The organism is Pseudomonas sp. JC1203 (assembly GCF_056175065.1).
In genome coordinates this window covers 42,947-57,117 of sequence record NZ_JBWCAM010000030.1, presented here as the reverse complement: position 1 = coordinate 57,117, position 14,171 = coordinate 42,947, and the positions used below count along the sequence as shown (strand labels likewise).

The 14,171-nt window shown below is 65.1% G+C and carries 15 protein-coding genes; 8 read left to right on the top strand and 7 right to left on the bottom strand.

Annotated features, from left to right (window positions below):
• Positions 1–21: 21 nt before the first annotated feature.
• From AC0SZ7_RS30375 to AC0SZ7_RS30365, 3 genes are all read right to left on the bottom strand, one after another.
• The gene (locus tag AC0SZ7_RS30375) at positions 22–2,073 is read right to left on the bottom strand and encodes a putative bifunctional diguanylate cyclase/phosphodiesterase (protein ID WP_475507793.1); all 2,052 of its coding nucleotides are present in this window, start codon (positions 2,071–2,073) and stop codon (positions 22–24) included.
• A gap of 262 nt (positions 2,074–2,335) precedes the next feature.
• Positions 2,336–2,932: a superoxide dismutase gene (locus AC0SZ7_RS30370; RefSeq protein WP_475507792.1), complete on the bottom strand. Its 597-nt coding sequence runs from the start codon at positions 2,930–2,932 to the stop codon at positions 2,336–2,338.
• Between the two features lie 165 nt (positions 2,933–3,097).
• Positions 3,098–3,697, bottom strand: coding sequence for a LysE/ArgO family amino acid transporter (locus AC0SZ7_RS30365; RefSeq protein ID WP_475507791.1), 600 nt, complete (start codon positions 3,695–3,697; stop codon positions 3,098–3,100).
• Between the two features lie 90 nt (positions 3,698–3,787).
• Here AC0SZ7_RS30365 and AC0SZ7_RS30360 point away from each other — a divergent pair, with 90 nt between their 5' ends.
• The 3 genes from AC0SZ7_RS30360 (at position 3,788) to AC0SZ7_RS30350 (ending at position 6,647) form a co-directional block, all read left to right on the top strand.
• A complete protein-coding gene (locus AC0SZ7_RS30360) occupies positions 3,788–4,681 on the top strand; it encodes a LysR family transcriptional regulator ArgP (protein ID WP_475507790.1) in 894 nt (297 codons plus the stop codon).
• Between the two features lie 25 nt (positions 4,682–4,706).
• Positions 4,707–5,708 (top strand): NAD-dependent epimerase/dehydratase family protein, encoded by a 1,002-nt coding sequence (locus tag AC0SZ7_RS30355; protein ID WP_475507789.1) that lies wholly within the window; start codon positions 4,707–4,709, stop codon positions 5,706–5,708.
• Positions 5,709–5,804: 96 nt separating this feature from the next.
• A complete protein-coding gene (locus AC0SZ7_RS30350) occupies positions 5,805–6,647 on the top strand; it encodes an ATPase (RefSeq protein ID WP_475507788.1) in 843 nt (280 codons plus the stop codon).
• 61 nt (positions 6,648–6,708) lie between these two features.
• Here AC0SZ7_RS30350 and AC0SZ7_RS30345 read toward each other — a convergent pair whose 3' ends face one another.
• Entirely contained in the window at positions 6,709–7,758 is a 1,050-nt protein-coding gene (locus tag AC0SZ7_RS30345; protein ID WP_475507787.1) for an alkene reductase, read from the bottom strand.
• A 49-nt stretch (positions 7,759–7,807) separates the two neighbouring features.
• Positions 7,808–8,113, bottom strand: a complete 306-nt coding sequence (locus tag AC0SZ7_RS30340; RefSeq protein WP_475507786.1) for an ArsR/SmtB family transcription factor — start codon at positions 8,111–8,113, stop codon at positions 7,808–7,810.
• 152 nt (positions 8,114–8,265) lie between these two features.
• Between AC0SZ7_RS30340 and AC0SZ7_RS30335 the strand changes: the two genes are divergently transcribed.
• Positions 8,266–8,832 (top strand): acyl carrier protein phosphodiesterase, encoded by a 567-nt coding sequence (locus AC0SZ7_RS30335; protein WP_475507785.1) that lies wholly within the window; start codon positions 8,266–8,268, stop codon positions 8,830–8,832.
• 74 nt (positions 8,833–8,906) lie between these two features.
• On the opposite strand, the gene AC0SZ7_RS30330 is transcribed toward AC0SZ7_RS30335, so the two are convergent.
• Entirely contained in the window at positions 8,907–9,677 is a 771-nt protein-coding gene (locus tag AC0SZ7_RS30330; protein ID WP_475507784.1) for a lysophospholipid acyltransferase family protein, read from the bottom strand.
• Positions 9,677–10,432 (bottom strand): L-ornithine N(alpha)-acyltransferase, encoded by a 756-nt coding sequence (gene olsB / locus AC0SZ7_RS30325; protein WP_475507783.1) that lies wholly within the window; start codon positions 10,430–10,432, stop codon positions 9,677–9,679. The genes AC0SZ7_RS30330 and olsB overlap by 1 nt, the downstream gene beginning before the upstream one ends.
• Before the next feature lie 132 nt (positions 10,433–10,564).
• On the opposite strand from olsB, the gene AC0SZ7_RS30320 reads away from it, so the two are divergent.
• The 4 genes from AC0SZ7_RS30320 (at position 10,565) to AC0SZ7_RS30305 (ending at position 14,130) form a co-directional block, all read left to right on the top strand.
• Positions 10,565–11,449 (top strand): acyl-CoA dehydrogenase family protein, encoded by an 885-nt coding sequence (locus tag AC0SZ7_RS30320; protein ID WP_475507782.1) that lies wholly within the window; start codon positions 10,565–10,567, stop codon positions 11,447–11,449.
• A gap of 63 nt (positions 11,450–11,512) precedes the next feature.
• Positions 11,513–12,604 carry a serine hydrolase domain-containing protein gene (locus AC0SZ7_RS30315; RefSeq protein ID WP_475507781.1) on the top strand — a complete coding sequence of 364 codons (1,092 nt, stop codon included), beginning with the start codon at positions 11,513–11,515 and terminating at the stop codon, positions 12,602–12,604.
• Entirely contained in the window at positions 12,601–12,900 is a 300-nt protein-coding gene (locus AC0SZ7_RS30310) for an amidase (protein WP_475507780.1), read from the top strand. Before AC0SZ7_RS30315 ends, AC0SZ7_RS30310 begins: the two co-directional genes overlap by 4 nt.
• Before the next feature lie 72 nt (positions 12,901–12,972).
• Complete coding sequence (locus AC0SZ7_RS30305; RefSeq protein ID WP_475507779.1) at positions 12,973–14,130, top strand: phospholipase D-like domain-containing protein; 1,158 nt, start codon at positions 12,973–12,975, stop codon at positions 14,128–14,130.
• Positions 14,131–14,171: the final 41 nt, after the last annotated feature.

Here is a 14,171-nt window from a genome sequence, read left to right as displayed (position 1 = left end):
ATGTAAGCAAATTCGACAGGTTTACAGGCTTACCGCCTGGCTGCGCTGCGCCTGGCGCAGGAACAGGGTCAGTTCGCGGGCGGGCAGCGGCCTGCTGTACAGGTAGCCCTGGCCCTCGTGGCAGCCCTCGGCAATGATGTAGCTTTCCTGCTCCAGGGTTTCCACGCCCTCGGCGATCACCTGCATGCCCAGGCTCTTGCCCAGTTGGATGATGGCCCGCACGATGGTCGCGTCGTCATCATCCTGCAGCAGGTCCATGACGAAGCTCTTGTCGATCTTGATCTTGTCCAGCGGCAGTGACTTCAGGTAGCTGAGGGACGAGTAGCCGGTGCCGAAGTCATCGATGGCAATCAGCGCCCCGGACCGGCGCAGGCTCAGCAAATGCTGGGCGGCGGTGCTGATGTCTTCCATCAGGCCGGTCTCGGTGACCTCCAGTTCCAGGCTGCGCGCCGGCAGGCGGTAGATCTGCAGGAAGTTGCTGACCACCCGCGGCAGCTCGGCGTGATGCAGCTGCACGGTGGACAGGTTGACCGCCATGCGCAGGTCGCTGAAGCCTGCGTCCAGCCATTCGCGCAGCTGCCGGCAGGCCTGGTCCATCACCCACTCGCCGATGGCGATGATGCTGCCGTTCTGCTCGGCCAGGGGGATGAACTGGTCGGGCGGCACCAGCCCGTGTTCGGGGTGTTGCCAGCGCAGCAGCGCCTCCACGCCCACCACCCGGTGGTCGCGGTAGCTGACCTGGGGTTGGTAGACCAGAAACAGCTGGCCGCGGGCGATGGCTTCGCGAAGGTCCTTTTCCAGTTCGCGGCGTCGGCGCATTTCGCTGTCGACGCTGGCGATGTAGAACTGGTAGCGGTTGCGCGAGCGCAGCTTGGCCAGGGTCATGGTCTGCTCGGCTTTCTGCAGCAGTTTCTCGGCGCTGTCGCCATCTTCGGGGAACAGGGTGATGCCGATGGTGGCGCGCAGGCGGATCTCCTGCAGGTCCGGCCCGAACGGCGCCTCCAGGTCATCGAGGATGTTCTGCGCCAGCTCTGCGGCCTGGTACGGCTGGTCAATGTCGGCCTGCACCAGGGCGAACTGGTCGCCGCCCAGGCGTGCCAGCGCCCCCAGGCGGCCGCTGTGGGCGCGCAGGCGGTCAGCCAGGGCCAGCAGCAGTTGGTCGCCGGTCTGGTAGGTGAATTGTTCGTTGATGCTCTTGAAGTCGTCCAGGCCCACGCACAGCACCGCTACCCGGCGTTGCAGGCGGCCGGCGTCGACCAGAATCTTGTCCAGCTGCGATTGCAGCTGCTGGCGGTTCGGCAGCCCGGTGAGGAAGTCGTACTGGGACATGCGCAGCAGGCTGTTTTCCGCCTCATGGCGCAGGTTGGTGTTGCGCTCGATGGACTCCAGCAGCTGGTTGGCGGTGTTGATCCACAAGCCCAGTTCGTTGCGTTCGTGGCCCTTGAGCAGCGGCAGCTTGTGCTGGCTGGGGCGGTCGGGGTTGATCTGGGTCAGGTGCTGAATGATCTGCTTCAGCGGCTTGGTCAGCAGCCAGTGGTACACCAGGTACAGCGCCAGGCCCATGGCCAGCGCGCGCAATACCCCGGAAATGAAGATGATCACCGAACTGGTGATGAAACCCTGGCCGTACGGCGCCGTGTCGAGGGTAATGCTCAGGTCGCCGTAGTATTCGCTGTACGGGCCACGGCCGACCAATTGCGTGGTGAAGGTCTTTTCTTCACCCAGGATAGGGTCGGTCAACCAGCGCGTGGCCGTCTGCAGCGGCGGGCGCGACTTGTCCGCCAGGGTCGGTTCGTTGGGGTGGCCGATGGACGCGATGCGCACGGCGTTGTCCTGGAACAGGCCTTCGATGACCTGCATGCCCATTTCCCGGTCCAGGCTGTAGACGGCCTGGGTGGACGGGTCGCGGAACATGTCGAGGATGCGCGCGGCATCACTGGCCACGGCCTGGCGAGTCTTGTAGACGTCGAACACGATTTGCGCGCAACTGAGCACCACCCCGACGATCAGCGCCGAGAGCAGTACCACGCGTAGCAACTTCACCGACAAGCTGTTCTTGAGTTCCAGCTTCAAAGGGCCATTCCTTGTTGCGTGCAAGTGGCATCAATTTGCCATTATCGTTGGCAATCCCGGTAGGCAGTCAAGGGGTAACAGTCTGACAACGGGCGGCCAATGCAGACGCCTTCCAGTATGTCGGTAGGCACAGGCTCGCACTTGAGCGCCGTCCGGCATTTTTCCTTTTTGTGAATCTTAGCCGCATCCGGGATCCAGGCAAGCCCCGGGGCAGGCACAAAAAAGCCCGGCACAAGCCGGGCTTCTTCAGCAAGCGCGAAGCTTAGGCAGTGAAGGTCTTGCCTTCGAACTGCTCGGCCACGAACTTCCAGTTGACCAGGTTCCAGAACGCTTCCACATATTTAGGGCGAACGTTGCGGTAGTCGATGTAGTAGGCGTGTTCCCAGACGTCGCAGGTCAGCAGCGGGGTGTCGCCGCTGGTCAGCGGGTTGCCGGCGCCGATGGTGCTGGCCAGGGCCAGGGAGCCGTCAGCCTTCTTCACCAGCCAGCCCCAGCCGGAGCCGAAGGTGCCGATGGAAGTCTTGCTGAACTCTTCCTTGAACTTGTCGAACGAACCGAACGCGGTGTTGATGGCTTCAGCCAGGGCACCGGTAGGTTGGCCGCCGGCGTTTGGCGCCAGGCAGTTCCAGTAGAAGGTGTGGTTCCAGACCTGGGCGGCGTTGTTGAAGATGCCACCGGAGGAAGTCTTGACGATTTCTTCCAGGGTCTTGCCTTCGAACTCGGTGCCTGGCACCAGGTTGTTCAGGTTCACGACGTAGGTGTTGTGATGCTTGTCGTGGTGGAATTCCAGCGTCTCTTTGGAGATGTGCGGCTGCAGCGCATCGTGGGCGTAGGGCAGCGGCGGCAATTCAAAAGCCATGGTGATTCTCCTAATCAGGTCTGTTGCGGTGAGCGCAAGGCCGATCACGGGCGGCCAGATATACGCCGGCGAGTTTTTACTCTTTGCGGCGCAAGCTCTGGATCATAGCACCGGGGCCTACGCATAACCACGCAACAACTGTGTGGGATAGAGGTTCCAGAGCGTTTAGGCATAGATGAGTTGCGCGGCCACGGCGAACATCATCACGCTCACCATCAGGTCCAGCAGCCGCCAGGTGGCCGGGCGGGCCAGCCACGGCGCCAACCATGCCGCGCCCAGGGCCAGGGTGAAGAACCACAGCAGCGAGGCGCTGGCGGCACCCGCCACGTAGGCGCTGGGCATGGTCTGCTGCGCGCCCAGCGAGCCAATCAGCAACACCGTGTCCAGGTACACGTGCGGGTTGAGCAGGGTGACCGCCAGCGCGCTCAACAGCACGGCGCGGCGCGAACGTTGGCCGTTGCCGTCGCCCTGTTGCAGGCTTTGGCTGGAGAAGGCGCGGCGCAGCGCCTTGGCGCCGTACCACAGCAGGAAAATGGCCCCGCCCCAGCGCGCCACGCCCAGCAGCAACGGGCTGTGGGCCAGCACATTGGCCAGGCCGAACACCCCCAGGGCCACCAGCACCGCGTCACACAGCACGCACAGCAGGGCCACTGGCAGGTGATGCTCGCGACGCAGGCTCTGGGCCAGCACAAACGCGTTCTGGGTACCGATCGCCATGATCAGTCCCGCCGCCACCAACAAGCCGTTTACATAACTGTGCCACATGACATTCACGCTCCTCTGCAAGGCTTTGAGTGTGGGGGTTGTTGCTGTATAAGAAAAACCAATAATGCTGATCGCTCATTAGGAAAAGTGATGTTCGATTACAAGTTGCTGTCGGCACTGGCTGCCGTCACCGAACAAGGCGGTTTCGAGCGCGCGGCGCAGGTGCTGGGGCTGTCGCAATCGGCCATATCACAGCGCATCAAGCTGCTTGAAGCGCGCATCGGCCAGCCGGTACTGGTGCGCGCCACGCCGCCCAGCCCCACCGAGGTGGGCCGGCGCCTGCTCAACCACGTGCAGCAGGTGCGCCTGCTGGAGCGCGACCTGCAGGGCCAGGTGCCGGCGCTGGATGAAGAGGGGCTGCCCGAACGCCTGCGCATCGCCCTGAACGCCGACAGCCTGGCGACCTGGTGGGCGTCGGCGGTGGGCAGCTTCTGTGCCGAACGGGGGTTGCTGCTGGACCTGGTGGTGGAAGACCAGGAGGTAGGGCTCAAGCGCATGCGTGCCGGCGAGGTGGCCGCCTGCCTGTGCGCCAGCGAGCGGCCGGTGGCCGGGGCGCGCAGCCTGCTGCTGGGCGCCATGCGCTACCGGGCGTTGGCCAGCCCGGGGTTTGTCGCCAGGCATTTCCCTGACGGCTTCGATGCGGGACAATTGGCCCGCGCCCCGGCCCTGGTATTCGGCCCGGACGACCTGCTGCAACACCGCTACATGGCCGCGCTGGGAATCGAGGGCGGCTTCATGCACCACCTGTGTCCTTCTTCCGAGGGTTTCATGCGCATGGCCGAAGCCGGCCTGGGCTGGGGCCTGGTGCCCGAATTGCAGGTGCAGCCGCAACTGGCGGATGGCAGCCTGGTGGAACTGACGCCCGCGCCCTGGATAGACGTGCCGCTGTACTGGCACCACTGGCGGCATGGCGGGCAGTTGCTCACCGACCTCACCGACCACCTGGCGCGCCAGGCCGGGCAGTGGCTGGTAACAGACCTTTAACGATGGAAACGATGCGGAGCGCTTCATGAAAATTCTGGTGACCGGCGCGAGTGGCTTTATTGGTGGGCGCTTTGCCCGCCATGCGCTGGAACAGGGCCTGGAGGTGCGCGTCAGTGGCCGCCGGGCCGAAGGGGTCGAGCACCTGGTGCGCCGTGGCGCGCAATTTGTCCAGGGCGACCTCACCGACCCCGACCTGGTGCGCCGCCTGTGCATTGGTGTCGAGGCGGTGGTGCATTGCGCCGGTGCCGTGGGCAACTGGGGCCGTTATCAAGAATTCCATCGGGGCAACGTCGAGGTCACCGAGAACGTCGTCGAGTCGTGCCTGAAAGAGCAGGTGCGGCGCCTGGTGCACCTATCGTCGCCGTCGATCTATTTCGATGGCCGCTCGCACCTGGACCTTCGCGAGGAGCAGGTGCCACGGCGTTTCCATGATCATTACGCGAAGACCAAATTCCTCGCCGAGCAGAAGGTGTTCGGTGCCGCCGAGTTTGGCCTCGAAGTGTTGGCGCTGCGCCCGCGCTTCGTCACCGGTGCGGGCGATGTCAGCATCTTCCCGCGGCTGCTGGCGATGCAGAAGAAAAACCGCCTGAAGATCATCGGCAACGGCCTCAACAAGGTCGACTTCACCAGCGTGCAGAACCTCAATGAGGCGCTGATGAGTGCCTTGATGGCTGGGGACACGGCGCTGGGCAAGGCCTACAACATCAGCAACGGCAGCCCTGTGCCGATCTGGGACGTGGTCAATTACGTGATGCGCCAGATGAACCTGCCGCAGGCCACGCGCTATCGCGGTTACGGGCTGGCCTACACGGCGGCGGCGCTGAACGAGGGCGCTTGCCTGTTGTGGCCGGGGCGGCCGCAACCGACCCTGTCGCGGCTGGGCATGCAAATCATGAACAAGGATTTCACCCTCGACATCAGCCGGGCAAGGCATTATCTGGAATACGAGCCCAAGGTCAGCCTGTGGTCGGCGCTGGACGAGTTCTGCGGCTGGTGGAAAGCCCAGGACCGCACCGGCAGCCGTTGAACCGGCGCCCGCTTTCGCGGTCGATCAGAGCGGCCCGTGGGCGGGTATACTCGCACCACTATTTAGCCATCATCGTGCTACATACAAGGTTTCCCCATGCGCAACGACGCCCGTGACGACGATTTTGACAATGTGCCCCGCCTGAGCGCCAAGGACGGGGATGACGACGACTTCGCCCCCGCCACCCCCGCCGAGCGCGAGCGCACCACGGTGTATTCGCGCACCACGCCGGTGGTCAAGGTAAAGGGCCCCAGCACCGGCGGCCTGTGGGCCCTGGTTGGGGCACTGACCATCGCGCTGGTGGGCTTGGGCTGGTGGAGCTTCCAGCAGATCTCGCTGATGGAACAGCAACTGGTTGCCACCCAGGAGAGCTTCGCGCGCATCAGCGAAGAAGCGGCGGGGCGCCTGCAGGACATCAGCGGCAAGGTGGTGGCCACCGAGTCCAGCGCCAACACCGGCAGCGAGCAGTTGAAGCTGCAGATCAAGCAGTTGCAGGCGCAATTGCAGGATCAGGGCCGTCAGCAACAGGGCGTGGCGGGGCAGCAGGGTGACCTGGGCAAGCGCCTGGACCAGGCGTTGTCGCTGGCCACCGCGCAGCAGGCGGCGAATGACCAGGTGCAGGCGCAACTCAAGGGCCTGACCGCCGACCTTGCCAGCCTCAAGGCGGGCCAGGCCGACGCAGGCAAGCTGGACGGAGAGATCAAGGCGTTGGCCACGGATATCGCCGCGTTGAAGAAACAGGGCAACGTCAGCGGCCGCCTGGACAGCGTCGAGCAGGACCTGGTGGTGCTCAAGAGCGAAGTGGAAAACCGCCCGGCCCCGGCCGCCGGTACCAACACTGCCGAGTTCGACTCGTTCCGCGGGCAGACCACGCGCAACATCAACACTCTGCAAAGCCAGATCCAGAACCTGCAGCAGCAGATCAATACCCGGCAGTGATCGGCCGGAAATAAAAAAGCCCCGATGCTCGCGCACCGGGGCTTTTTTTTTCAGGCCAGGCTTACAGCGTCGGGTAGTCCAGGTAACCCTCGGCACCCTTGCCGTAGAACAGTTCCGGCTTGGCGTCGTTCAGCGGTGCATCGGCAGCCAGTCGCGCCACCAGGTCGGGGTTGGCAATGAACGGTATGCCGAAGGCCACGGCGTCAGCAGTGCCGGCCGCCAGGGCGGCGTTGGCGCTGGCCTTGGTGAAGCGTTCGTTGACGATGTATGGGCCCCCGAAAGCTTCCTTCAGCGCGGCGCCGATGCTGTCGTCGGCCTGCTTTTCGCGGGCGCAGATGAATGCCACGCCACGCTTGCCCAGCTCGCGAGCCACGTAGCTGAAGGTTTCCAGGCGGTTGGCGTCGCCCATGTCATGGGAGTCGGCACGCGGTGCCAGGTGCACGCCTACGCGGCCGGCGCCCCACACTTCGATGCACGCATCGGTGACTTCCAGCAGCAGGCGCGCGCGGTTTTCCAGCGAGCCGCCGTAGTTGTCGGTGCGGTTGTTGGTGCTGCTTTGCAGGAACTGGTCCAGCAGGTAGCCGTTGGCACCGTGCACTTCGACGCCGTCGAAACCGGCAGCCTTGGCGTTTTCCGCGCCCTGGCGGTAAGCCTCGACGATGTCGGCGATTTCAGCGGTTTCCAGCGCGCGCGGGGTCGGGAACTCGGTGATCGGGCGCACCAGGCTGACGTGGCCTGCCGGCTTGATGGCGCTTGGCGCTACCGGAGTTTCGCCGTTCAGGTAGCTTTCATGGGAGACGCGGCCTACGTGCCACAGCTGCAGGAAGATGCGGCCGCCGGCGCCGTGGATGGCCTTGGTGATGTTGGTCCAGCCGCGCACCTGGTCGTTGGACCAGATACCCGGGGTGTCAGGGTAGCCCACGCCCATGGGGGTGACCGAGGTGGCTTCGCTGAGGATCAGGCCGGCGCTGGCGCGCTGCACGTAGTACTCAGCCATCATGGCGTTGGGCACGCGGCCTTCGTCGGCGCGGCAGCGGGTCAGGGGCGCCATGATGATGCGGTTCGGCAGCTCGAGGTCGCCAAGTTTGATCGGATCGAAAATCGTGGTCATGGGACTAGCCTCACAGGGTTTGAGTTGGCAAAAGGAATGACGGGCGCGCTCAGAGCTCTTGGCTCATCTGCTTGAGGAAGGCCTGGATGGTTTCCTCGTTGCGCTGGAAAAAGTGCCACTGGCCGACCTTGCGGCTGCTGATCAGCCCGGCGCGCTGCAGCGTCGCCAGGTGGGCCGAAACCGTGGACTGCGACAGGCCGCAGCGCTGGTCGATCTGCCCGGCACACACGCCGATGTCGGTGCTGTGGTGCTGCTGGTCAGGGAATTCGACTTCAGGGTTCTTCAGCCAGTTGAGGATTTCTCGCCGTACTGGGTGGGCCAGGGCTTTTATTATTTCGTCGAGATCAAGGGGCATGGCAGCAGTGCTCGGTGGGTTCAGCGTATATCGCGTTGAGGCGAAATATATATCTGTAAATCGCGATATACAAATATGATCGAGTGCTATGGGCCGGACAAATCGCTATATCGGGTTATAACGATACGGCTGGCAAGTGATACGCTGAAGGCATGAACTATCTCGCGCACCTGCACCTGGGCGGCCAGGAACCTGAACAACTGCTGGGCAGCCTGTATGGCGATTTCGTCAAGGGCCGGCTGGAGGAGCAGTATGCGCCGCGGTTGCTGGCGGCCATCCAGCTGCACCGGCAGATCGATGCCTTTACCGACAGCCACCCGTTGGTGCTGGCGGCATTGGCGCGCTTTCCTGCAGCACGGCGGCGGTACGCGGGGATCATTCTCGACGTGTTTTTCGACCACTGCCTGGCGCGGCATTGGGCCGATTACTCCAACGTGTCGCTGCGCCAATACACCGCCGGGGTCTACCGTGTGCTGAGCGCCGAGCCAGCCTTGCCGGGCCGCTTGGCGCGCATGGCGCCCTACATGATCGCCGACGATTGGCTGGGTTCGTACGCGGATTTCGAGGTGCTGGAGCAGGTATTCAACGGCATTGCGCGGCGGCTCTCGAAGCCGGAAGGGATGTTGGGCGCGATGGAAGAAGTGCGTGTGCTTTACGAACCGCTCACCGACGACTTCCGCGCCTTCTACCCCATCCTCCAGCAGTTCGCCCGCCGGTAGCAGCTGCCGCAGGCTGCGTCCGGCCGCGCTGCTGTGGCGCCTGGGGACGCGGCCTGGCGGCCGCTGCTACGGGGTTACGCGGCTTCGGCCTGTTCGGTGATCTGCCCAAACAACGCCACGCGCACCGCTTCCTGCGCCTGGAACGCCAACGCTGCGCGTTCCATGCCGGCGCTGGGGATTGGCGCCAGCAGGTGAATTTCCACATCGCCCACATCGTTGCTGAACAACCGCATCAGGTGTGACAGCAGGTCGTCTTCACCAATGAACGGCGCCAGCGGATCAATGGCGCCGTCGCGCAGGTAACGGATGGCCACCGGTTGCAGCGGCACCTCGGCCTCGATGGCGCTGGCCAGCAGGCGGCCGTGGAACGTGCGCAGGGCCTGGCCGTTGGTGGTGGTGCCTTCGGGGAAGATCATCAACGAGCACTGGCTGCCCAGGTGGCGGGTCATCTGCCGGCGAATCAGCTGGCTGTCGCCCGAGCCGCGACGGATGAACAGGGTGCCGGCCTTCAGCGCCAGCCAGCCGGCGATCGGCCATGCACGCACTTCAGCCTTGGACAGGAACGACAACGGTGCCAGTTGGCCCAGCAGGGCGATGTCAGTCCAGGAAACATGATTACCCACCCATAGCATTGGCTGGTTGGGCAGGTTGCCATGCACGGTTACGCGAAAGGGCAGGGCGTGGCTCAGGCGGGCCATGAAGAAACGCGACCAGCGCTGGCGGCGCACCATGGAGTTGCGCAGGCGCAGGCGTTCATACAGGGTGAAGATAGCCGCCATGCCCAGCCCCAGGGCGACCACCAGCAGCACCCGGGCAACGCGCGCGTACACGCGCCCGCGCGCCATCAGACCGCCGCCTTGAAGTGACGGGCGTAGCGCGGGCAGAGGTTTTCGCGCTTGAGCAGGATGAACACGTCGGCCACCTGGAATTCCTCGTCCCAGCACGGCTCGCCGCAGACCTTGGCGCCCAGGCGCATGTAGGCCTTGAGCAGCGGTGGCATTTCGGCGATGACGTTGTGTGGCACGTCCAGTTCGGGCAACGGGTTCTTCGGTTCGGCGCGCAGGTGTTCGGTGCACAGGTAGCGTTCGCGCAGGCGCTGCATGATCGCCCGGGCCTGTACGCCGCCGTCCTGCATGGGGATGCTGGCGCAGCCCATCAGGTAGCTGTAGCCGCCTTCGTTGAGCACTTCGGCCAGTTCGCCCCACAGCACGGCGATGGTGCCGCCGTTGCGGTAGTCGGCGGCCACGCAGGTGCGGCCGATTTCCAGGATCGGCCCTTGCAGGCCACCCAGGCCGTGCAGGCTGAATTCTTCTTCACTGTAGAAGCGGCCCAGGCCGTGGGCGGCGGTGTGGTCGAGCAGGCGGGTAGTGGCTACCAGTTCGCCAGTGCTCAGGTCGCGCACGCCGATGTGGCGGCAGTGGGCGTCGTAGTCGTCCATGTCCAGGCCCAGTTCGGCACCCTTGAGCTTGGCGTTGAACTCGCCGCTGAACACGTTGAAGCGCAGGCTTTGGGCTTCGCGCAGCGCTTGGGGGCCGGCCAGGCGTTCGGCTTGCAGGCGACGTTCGGTGCGAGTAACGCCAGATAGAGCGATCTGAGTCATTGCGAGTCTCCAAAAGCCAGCCATGGGGTTGCGGCCGGTCCACTTTGTTGTGCAAGCTCAGCCTAGGTAGGCCCAGTGTCATCACCGTTAAGCTTTGGTGATGCTTGTATGACAGCCCCCAAGGAGCGCCCCATGTCCTGGCTCAAGTTGCTCAATGTGCGTGAACGCCTGCCGTTGGCGGCGTCTTTGACTGATACCTACACGGCGTTGCTGGAGCGGCTGGGGCCGGTGTCGCCGTTCGAATTGGCGGTGCTCGGCGGCCAGGCGGTACACAGCCCGGGCCTGGCCTTTTTGGTCGGCTACCAGGCGGCATTGCGGGTGTTGTGGCCCAGCGCGCCACCCAGCCTTGGGGCCATCTGCGCCACCGAACAGCACAGCCTGCGCCCCGCCGACCTGCAGACCCGCCTGGCCGACCTGCGCCTCAATGGCCGCAAGGATTTCGTCACCGCCGGCGATGCCGCCGACTGGCTGCTGGTGGCCGCCCGCAGCGAGAGCGCCGGCCAGGCGCCGCGCCTGAGCCTGGTGGTGGTGTACCCCGGCGAGCCGGGCGTGCGCCTGGAACCGTTGCCGCCGATTGCCTTGATGCCGGAAATCAGCCATAGCCGTCTGCACCTGGACAATGCCTTGTGCGAACGCCTGGCCGGTGACGGCTGGGACGCCTACGTCAAACCGTTCCGCAGCCTGGAAGACCTGTATGTGCTCAGCGCCATGCTCGGTTGGCTGTATGCCTGCGGCCAGGACCATGGCTGGCCGCAGGCGCTGCAACTACGCCTGGTGGGGCTGCTGGGCAGCTGTGCCGAAGCCACGCGCCAGTGCGCCGATGCAGCGGCCAGCCATGTGCTGCTGGGGGGCGTGTTCGAACAGTTCGCGGCGCTGGGCGGGGCCTTGGAGCAGGCATTCGCCAGCGGCCCTGCCGAGCTGGTGGCGGTGTGGCAACGCGATCGCGGTCTATTGACCCTGGCCAGCGGCGCCCGACAGAAACGCCTGGATAAAGCCGTGGAAACCCTGGCCCTGTAGCAGCTGCCGCAGGCAGCGTCCGAGCGCGAATACCTGTCACATTCGCCTTCTACACTGCGCGCCATGCGCACACCCTGGCTTTGCCTTCTCGCTGTATTCGCCCTGCCAGCCCTCGCCGAGGACTGGCCCGGCCAGCAGTGGGCCCAGGACCTGCAGCCGCCCACGCCGGCGGTGCAGGCCCTGACCGGCTATGCCTTCCCCCCGCGCGACGACAGCACCCGTGCCGGTGTGCGCACCGATGCCCTGGTGGTGATTCGCGATGGCCGCCTGGTCTACGAGCACTATGCGCCGCCGTTCACCGCCGACTCCCTGCACAGCACCTGGTCAATCAGCAAAAGCCTGATGGCCTGCGTATTGGGCGTTGCCTACGGCCAGGGCCGTTTTCAGCTCGATGACCCGGTGGCGGCCTATTACCCGCCCATGGCCCGCCACCCTGACGTGCACCTGGCCGACCTGCTGCACTGGGCCTCGGGCCTGGACTGGCAGGAAGACTATGAATACGCGCCGCTGTACTCCTCGGTGGTGGCGATGCTCTACACCCGTGGCCGTAACGACATGGCAGCGTTTACCGCAGGGCTGGGCAGCTTCGCCGCGCCCGGCCAGGTATTCCGCTATTCCAGCGGCGACAGCAACCTGTTGTCCGCTGCGCTTCAACATATGGTTGGCGCCAGCGAATACCCCGACTATCCATGGCAGGCGCTGTTCCAGCCGCTGGGCATCGAGCAGGCAGTGTGGGAGATCGACGGCAGCGGCGTGTTCGTGGCCTCGTCCTACGCCTACCTGCGTGCCCGCGACCTGGCGCGGGTGGGCCTGCTGATGCTGCGCGACGGCCGCTGGCAGGGCCGGCAACTGCTACCCAAAACCTGGGTGGCCTTCAACCGTCGCCCCTTCGAGCACGCCGTTGCCGAACCTGGCGAAGCCACGGGCGGCGGCCAGTGGTGGCTCAACCAAGCCGTGGGCAACGCCCCCCGGCCCTGGCCCGACGCCCCGGCGCAGACGTTTGCCGCGCTGGGCCACTGGGGCCAGGCGCTGTACGTGCTGCCCGAGCAGAAGCTGGTCATCGTGCGCCTGGGCGATGACCGCGACGCCAGCTACCAGCACAACCAGCTGCTGAAACTGGCCACCGCTGCATTCGCCCAGGGCGCGCGGCAATGAAACGCGGGGTAACGGTGGTGATCGTGCTAGCGCTGGCCTTGTCGCTGTGGCACGAACGCGTGGCATTGCTGGCGTTCCCCGGCATTCTCAGCGCCTACAGCGCCAAGGAATACTGCTCGTGCCGGTACGTGATGGGGCAGTCGGCGGGCTACTGCGCAGGGTATGTGAAGCAGTGGTTGCCCTTGAGTGCATTGGAGGATGATGCGGCCAACACCCGCGTGTCAGCGCGGGGGCTGGGGCAGGGCGCCACGGCGGTGTGGGCTGGCTCCCGGCAGGGCTGCCGTCTGATTCCGTAACCGCACTCTTCGTCATTGCCGTTGTGCCCCCCCGCGGTTATGGTTGGTCTCCAATCTGTAACAGGAGGTTGCATGGCCGGCCCAATCTTCCCCTGGCGCCCCGACAACCACTTCGAGCTGCTGATCGACGGCCCGGTGTTCTTCCCGCGCATGCTCGCGGCCATTGCCGAGGCGCGTGCGCAGGTCGACCTGGAGCTGTACCTGGTGGAGTCGGGCGAGTGCGCACGGGTGGTGATCCAGGCATTGGCCGAGGCGGCCGGGCGGGGGGTGGCGGTGCGGTGCCTGTTCGACCACTACGGTTCGCTGGCGCTGAGCGCCGGGTTGCGCCAGGTGCTGATCGATGCGGGCGTGGAGCTGCGCTGGTACAACCCGGTGCGCCTGCGCCGCGGGCTGCGCAACCTGTACCGCGATCATCGCAAGGTGTTGATCGTTGACCAGCAGTGGGCAGCGGTGGGTGGCACCGGGCTTACCGATGAGTTCTGGCAGCCGGGCCAGCCCGACAGCGAGTGGCACGAGGTGATGGTGCAGATCCAGGGGCCCCTCGTTGCGGACTGGCAAATGCTGTTCGACCGCCAATGGCGCGCCAACCTGCGCCGTACGGCGTGGCGGCCTGCCACCCATTTCGGTTTGCCGCGGCTGCCGCGCATGCCGGCCAGTGGCGAGGGCCTGGGCCGCGTAGCCTATGCCGACGCCGGCCAACACCGCGATATTCTGCGTTCGCTGGTGCGGGCCATCAACAGTGGCCGCACACGCATCTGGCTGGCCACGCCGTATTTCCTGCCCACCTGGAAGGTTCGGCGCTCGCTGCGCCGGGCGGCGGGGCGCGGGGTGGATGTACGCTTGCTGCTGACCGGGCCACGCACCGACCATCCGTCGGTACGTTACGCCGGGCACAACTATTACCCGCGCCTGCTGAAGGCCGGGGTCAAGATCTTTGAGTATCAGCCGTGCTTTTCCCATTTGAAGATGGTGCTGATCGACGATTGGGTCAGTGTAGGGTCCTGCAATTTCGACCACTGGAACCTGCGCTTCAACCTTGAGGCCAACGTCGAGGCGCTCGATGCCTCGCTGACACAGGCGGTGGAACGCAGCTTCCTCGACGACTTCCAGGCCAGCCAGCCCATCGGTATTGCCGACTGGCGCCGCCGCCCGCTGTGGGGCCGCGTGCAGCAGCGTGTGTTCGGCTGGCTGGACCGCCTGACCATCACCGTGTTCGGGCGCCGTGAGTGACGCTATCCGATGAGTAGTAACCGCGTATTACCCGGTACCCA

Excerpts from the sequence above, each read along its gene's own strand:
- AC0SZ7_RS30370 (WP_475507792.1), bottom strand. The coding sequence starts at position 2,932 with ATGGCTTTTGAATTGCCGCCGCTGCCCTACGCCCACGATGCGCTGCAG.
- AC0SZ7_RS30365 (WP_475507791.1), bottom strand. The coding sequence starts at position 3,697 with ATGTGGCACAGTTATGTAAACGGCTTGTTGGTGGCGGCGGGACTGATC.
- AC0SZ7_RS30360 (WP_475507790.1), top strand. The coding sequence starts at position 3,788 with ATGTTCGATTACAAGTTGCTGTCGGCACTGGCTGCCGTCACCGAACAA.
- AC0SZ7_RS30355 (WP_475507789.1), top strand. The coding sequence starts at position 4,707 with ATGAAAATTCTGGTGACCGGCGCGAGTGGCTTTATTGGTGGGCGCTTT.
- AC0SZ7_RS30350 (WP_475507788.1), top strand. The coding sequence starts at position 5,805 with ATGCGCAACGACGCCCGTGACGACGATTTTGACAATGTGCCCCGCCTG.
- AC0SZ7_RS30345 (WP_475507787.1), bottom strand. The coding sequence starts at position 7,758 with ATGACCACGATTTTCGATCCGATCAAACTTGGCGACCTCGAGCTGCCG.
- AC0SZ7_RS30340 (WP_475507786.1), bottom strand. The coding sequence starts at position 8,113 with ATGCCCCTTGATCTCGACGAAATAATAAAAGCCCTGGCCCACCCAGTA.
- AC0SZ7_RS30335 (WP_475507785.1), top strand. The coding sequence starts at position 8,266 with ATGAACTATCTCGCGCACCTGCACCTGGGCGGCCAGGAACCTGAACAA.
- AC0SZ7_RS30330 (WP_475507784.1), bottom strand. The coding sequence starts at position 9,677 with ATGGCGCGCGGGCGCGTGTACGCGCGCGTTGCCCGGGTGCTGCTGGTG.
- olsB (WP_475507783.1), bottom strand. The coding sequence starts at position 10,432 with ATGACTCAGATCGCTCTATCTGGCGTTACTCGCACCGAACGTCGCCTG.
- AC0SZ7_RS30320 (WP_475507782.1), top strand. The coding sequence starts at position 10,565 with ATGTCCTGGCTCAAGTTGCTCAATGTGCGTGAACGCCTGCCGTTGGCG.
- AC0SZ7_RS30315 (WP_475507781.1), top strand. The coding sequence starts at position 11,513 with ATGCGCACACCCTGGCTTTGCCTTCTCGCTGTATTCGCCCTGCCAGCC.
- AC0SZ7_RS30310 (WP_475507780.1), top strand. The coding sequence starts at position 12,601 with ATGAAACGCGGGGTAACGGTGGTGATCGTGCTAGCGCTGGCCTTGTCG.
- AC0SZ7_RS30305 (WP_475507779.1), top strand. The coding sequence starts at position 12,973 with ATGGCCGGCCCAATCTTCCCCTGGCGCCCCGACAACCACTTCGAGCTG.